4 protein-coding genes are annotated in these 4,503 nt (G+C 47.5%); all 4 read left to right on the top strand.

All coding sequences use genetic code 11. The features are described from left to right. Positions 1 to 1,631, top strand: a 1,631-nt coding sequence (locus tag H6S82_RS19610; protein WP_191056589.1) for a BamA/TamA family outer membrane protein, incomplete at its 5' end; no start/stop codon positions are given. Between the two features lie 506 nt (positions 1,632 to 2,137). Next, the gene (gene lpxC, locus H6S82_RS19605) at positions 2,138 to 2,989 is read left to right on the top strand and encodes a UDP-3-O-acyl-N-acetylglucosamine deacetylase (RefSeq protein ID WP_190473045.1); all 852 of its coding nucleotides are present in this window, start codon (positions 2,138 to 2,140) and stop codon (positions 2,987 to 2,989) included. Positions 2,990 to 3,075: 86 nt separating this feature from the next. Beyond that, positions 3,076 to 3,594, top strand: a complete 519-nt coding sequence (gene fabZ, locus H6S82_RS19600; RefSeq protein ID WP_190473042.1) for a 3-hydroxyacyl-ACP dehydratase FabZ — start codon at positions 3,076 to 3,078, stop codon at positions 3,592 to 3,594. 149 nt (positions 3,595 to 3,743) lie between these two features. Next, on the top strand, positions 3,744 to 4,503 hold a 760-nt coding region (gene lpxA / locus H6S82_RS19595), incomplete at its 3' end, for an acyl-ACP--UDP-N-acetylglucosamine O-acyltransferase (protein WP_191056588.1).

Here is a 4,503-nt window from a genome sequence, read left to right as displayed (position 1 = left end):
CAACCGGCTACTTCTCCAATGTGCGAGCGGAACCTAGCGATACTGCTTTGGGCGTCAGAGTCACTTTTGTGGTAGAACCTAACCCAGTGTTGCGTTCCGTACAGGTGGAAGGTAACCGAGTTCTGCAACAGAGCGTAGTACAGGAAATATTTAGCCCGCAATACAACAATACTCTCAACTTCCGCACCTTGCAGGAAGCCATCAAGCGCTTAGAACAGTGGTACAAAGATAAGGGTTACGTGTTGGCGCAGGTGGTAGACACGCAAGTTTCGCCGGAAGGAACGGTTACGCTGTCTGTTGCTGAAGGTGTGGTGGAAAGTATTCAAGTCCGCTTTTTGAATAAAGAAGGGGAAACCACAAACGAGCAAGGTCAGCCAATTCGAGGTCGCACTCGCCCCTATATTGTGACTAGGGAATTGGCACTCAAACCCGGACAGGTATTTAACCGCAACGAAGTGCAAAGGGATTTGCAGCGAGTCTTCCGTTTGGGTTTGTTTGAAGATGTCCAGCTGTCTTTGAACCCAGGACAAGACCCGCGCCAAGTGAATGTGATTGTGAATGTGAAGGAGAGGAATAGCGGTTCGATCGCAGCTGGTGCTGGATTTAGTTCTGCTAGCGGTTTGTTCGGTACGGTTAGCTATCAGGAGCAAAACCTGGGCGGTAATAACCAGAAAATTGGCACAGAGGTGCAGTTGGGTCAGCGGGAGTTGCTGTTTGATGTCCGCTTCACCGATCCTTGGATTGGTGGCGACCCTTATCGCACTTCCTACACAGTTAATTTCTTCAGACGCCGATCGATTTCTCTGATTTTTGATGGTGGTGACCCGGAAATTAGACTGCCCAATGACGATCGACCTCGCATTCTGCGCTTGGGTGGTGGTGTCACTTTTAACCGTCCGCTTTCGAGAAATCCTCTAGCGGATTCTGAATGGGTAGCATCTTTGGGATTGCAATATCAACGAGTTTCGATTCGCGATCGCGATGGCGATATCAGTCCGGTAGACGAGTTGGGTAATGATTTGAGCTTTAGCGGTGAGGGTAAAGACGATCTGGTATTGGTGCAGCTGGGTGTGGTGCGCGATCGACGCAACAATCCTCTACGTACTACCAGCGGTTCCCTACTGCGGTTCGGTCTCGAACAGTCTGTGCCCATAGGTCTGGGGAATGTTTTCCTGACTCGCCTGCGCGGTAGCTACAGTTACTTCGTCCCAGTCAGATTTACCAGTTTTACCCCTGGCCCGCAAGCTCTCGCTTTTAACTTGCAAGCGGGAACTGTGCTGAACGATTTACCTCCCTACGAAGCGTTCTCTCTGGGCGGTACTAACTCTGTCCGAGGCTACGATGAAGGCGACTTGGGTAGCGGTCGCAGTTATTTCCAGGCTACTGCTGAATATCGTTTCCCCGTTTTTTCGATTATCGGTGGCGCTCTTTTTGTCGATTTCGGTACAGACTTGGGCACCGGTGGAAGCGTACCTGGAGACCCGGCGGGTGTGCGCGGTAAGCCCGGTACAGGTTTCGGCTACGGGATTGGGGTGCGGATTCAATCTCCTCTCGGCCCGATTCGGGTCGATTACGGTCTAAATGATGATGGAGACAGTCGCATTCACTTCGGTATTGGGGAACGCTTCTAATCTCTCTGTGTTTTGCACTTTTTCGTCGGGACGATCGCATTTGGTGAGCGCGAAAATTTATCGCCCAAATACGATCGCCCCTACAGGGTGGGTATTGCCGACCATTTGTTTATTGGAGTGTGGGTTAAAATTTATCTAAAAAGTTTTTTTTTAATATATTTTACCACAGATGAATACAGATAAACACAGATGAACACAGATGTAAACACAGTCTTTCCGTTGGGTATACAGAGTTGTGGGAATGAAAGGTTCGCCACGATTTGGATATTTAGGTAGGCTGTTATTAAATTGAAAATTACTCTAATCTCTACTTGAGTGCCTGTTCATTCCGAGGAATAGAGGGTGAGTAAGCTAGTTTGATTTTGTAGGAAAGTCAATATTTATTGAATAATTATTCTAAGAATATTCCAAGTTTTAATGCCTAAAATTAATGGGTATATGGGATTGCAAAATATCTCTATTTTGGTTTAAATGAGAAGTTACAAACTCCTGAAGCCCCAAGAAAAATGAAAGCTCAACAAACGTTAGCAAATGCCTTTGAAATGTCCGGCGTCGGACTCCACAGCGGCGCTGTTACTAAAGTGCGAGTCCTACCAGCATCGCCCGGTGAAGGTCGCTACTTTGTTCGAGTAGATTTGCCAGAACAGCCAATAATTCCAGCAAGCCTCGAAGTTGTCAGTCAGACTGTTCTCTCGACTCAGTTGGGTCAGGACTCGGTATCTGTTCGCACGGTAGAACACTTGTTGGCTGCATTGGCGGGGATGGGAGTGGATAACGTTCGGATTGAAATCGATGGCCCGGAAGTGCCGCTTTTGGATGGTTCGGCTAAAGTTTGGGTGGAAGAAATCACTCAAGCAGGATTAATCGCCAACACGGACACGGATGCAGACGAGACGCCTGCACTACTCGAAGAACCGATTTGGATTTATCAAGGCGATGCTTTTGTGGCGGCTGTACCGACGGCGGAAATTCGATTTAGCTACGGGATTGATTTCGACTTGCCAGCGATCGGCAATCAGTGGTACAGTTGGTCGCCAAGCAGGGAAAGTTTTGCTGTGGCGATCGCTCCCGCTCGTACTTTTGGTTTGGCACACCAGATCGATGAGTTACGCGCTAAGGGTTTAATTAAAGGAGGCAGTTTGGAAAATGCGATCGTTTGCGGTGAGTCCGGTTGGATTAATCCTCCATTACGATTTCCAAATGAGCCAGTGCGTCATAAAATTTTAGACTTAGTAGGCGATCTGAGCTTACTGGGAAATTTTCCGGTAGCCCACTTCCTCGCCTACAAAGCCAGCCACAACCTGCATGTCAAATTGGCGCGGTTGTTGCAACAACAGGGACTGGGGATGAGAAATTAGGAGATTTTTGAATGATTGACTTTTGACTTTTGACTTTACCCAGTCCCTTCTTCTGCACTTACACACCAGCATCCATCTATCCACTCATGTCCACATTGATTGACGTAAACACACCCGACTCCCAAACTTCAACAGAAGTAAAATTAGGCAATGGTTCTGCGACATCTACCAAAACAATTTTGACGATCGAAGAAATTCAGAATCTGCTGCCGCACCGCTATCCCTTTTTACTCGTAGACCGGATTATCGATTATGTGCCGGGAAAGCTGGCAGTCGGAATTAAAAACGTTAGCATCAACGAACCTCATTTTCAAGGTCACTTTCCCGGACGTCCCCTGATGCCGGGTGTACTGATTGTGGAAGCTATGGCTCAAGTTGGTGGTATAGTTTTGACTCAGTTACCCGATATTGAAGGCAGCTTGTTTGTGTTTGCTGGCATTGATGGCGTCCGTTTCCGCCGTCCTGTCGTACCGGGCGACCAACTGGTGATGACTGCGGAACTGCTATGCGTCAAGCGGCGTCGCTTTGGTAAAATGCAGGCTCGTGCTGAAGTGGACGGCCAACTGGCTTGCGAAGGCGAACTGATGTTTTCCCTTGTAGACTAAAGCTGGTAATGGGTGATGGAGAATTTTAGATTTTAGATTTTAGATTTTAGATTTTAGATTGAAATTCAATCTCCTATTTTGCCATCTAAAATTTTAAATTTTCTCACTTCCCAATTAATAACTAGCAATTAGCAGCACACAACTCACAAATGCCTACCCTGATTCATCCCACAGCTGTAATTCATCCCCACGCTGAGCTGCACCCCTCTGTTCGGGTAGGCGCTTATGCGGTGATTGGCGAAAAAGTAAAAGTTGGTGCCGAAACTGTTATCGGTCATCATGCAGTGATTGAAGGGCCAACAGAAATTGGCGAACGCAACGAAATTTTTCCCGGCGCAGCAATTGGCTTGGAACCCCAAGATTTAAAATACGATGGCTCCCTTAGTTCGGTGAAAATCGGCGATGGCAATAAGATTCGCGAATATGTCACTATCAATCGCGCTACCAATGCAGGTGAGGCAACGGTTATTGGCAATCACAATCTCTTGATGGCATATGTTCACGTCGCACACAATTGTGCGATCGAAAATTCTGTGGTCATTGCTAACAATGTTTCCTTAGCCGGTCACGTTCACATTGAGTCAAAAGCTGTGATTGGCGGGGTGTTGGGTATCCATCAATTTGTTCGTGTTGGCACTCTGGCAATGGTGGGCGGTATGAGTCGGATCGATCGCGATGTGCCTCCTTATATGTTAGTCGAGGGCAACCCTTCGCGTGTGCGAAGTCTCAATTTGGTTGGCATTAAACGCGCCGGTTTTACTTCTGCTGAACTCGGATATCTCAAAAAAGCTTTTCGCATTCTCTATCGTTCTGGTTTGACTCTCGATCGATCTCTCGAAGAACTCGATCTCCTTCCCGAAAACGAACAATTGCAACACTTGCTTTCCTTCCTCCGATTGTCTCTGCTTC

It is taken from the genome of Planktothrix sp. FACHB-1355, assembly GCF_014748295.1.
Lineage (GTDB): Bacteria > Cyanobacteriota > Cyanobacteriia > Cyanobacteriales > Aerosakkonemataceae > Aerosakkonema > Aerosakkonema funiforme_A.
The sequence above is the reverse complement of the archived record's forward strand: the minus strand, read 5'-3'. Positions and strand labels throughout refer to the sequence as shown.

What these genes read in the sequence shown, in the direction of transcription:
- lpxC (WP_190473045.1), top strand. Translation starts at nt 2,138, where the DNA reads ATGAAAGCTCAACAAACGTTAGCAAATGCCTTTGAAATGTCCGGCGTC.
- fabZ (WP_190473042.1), top strand. Translation starts at nt 3,076, where the DNA reads ATGTCCACATTGATTGACGTAAACACACCCGACTCCCAAACTTCAACA.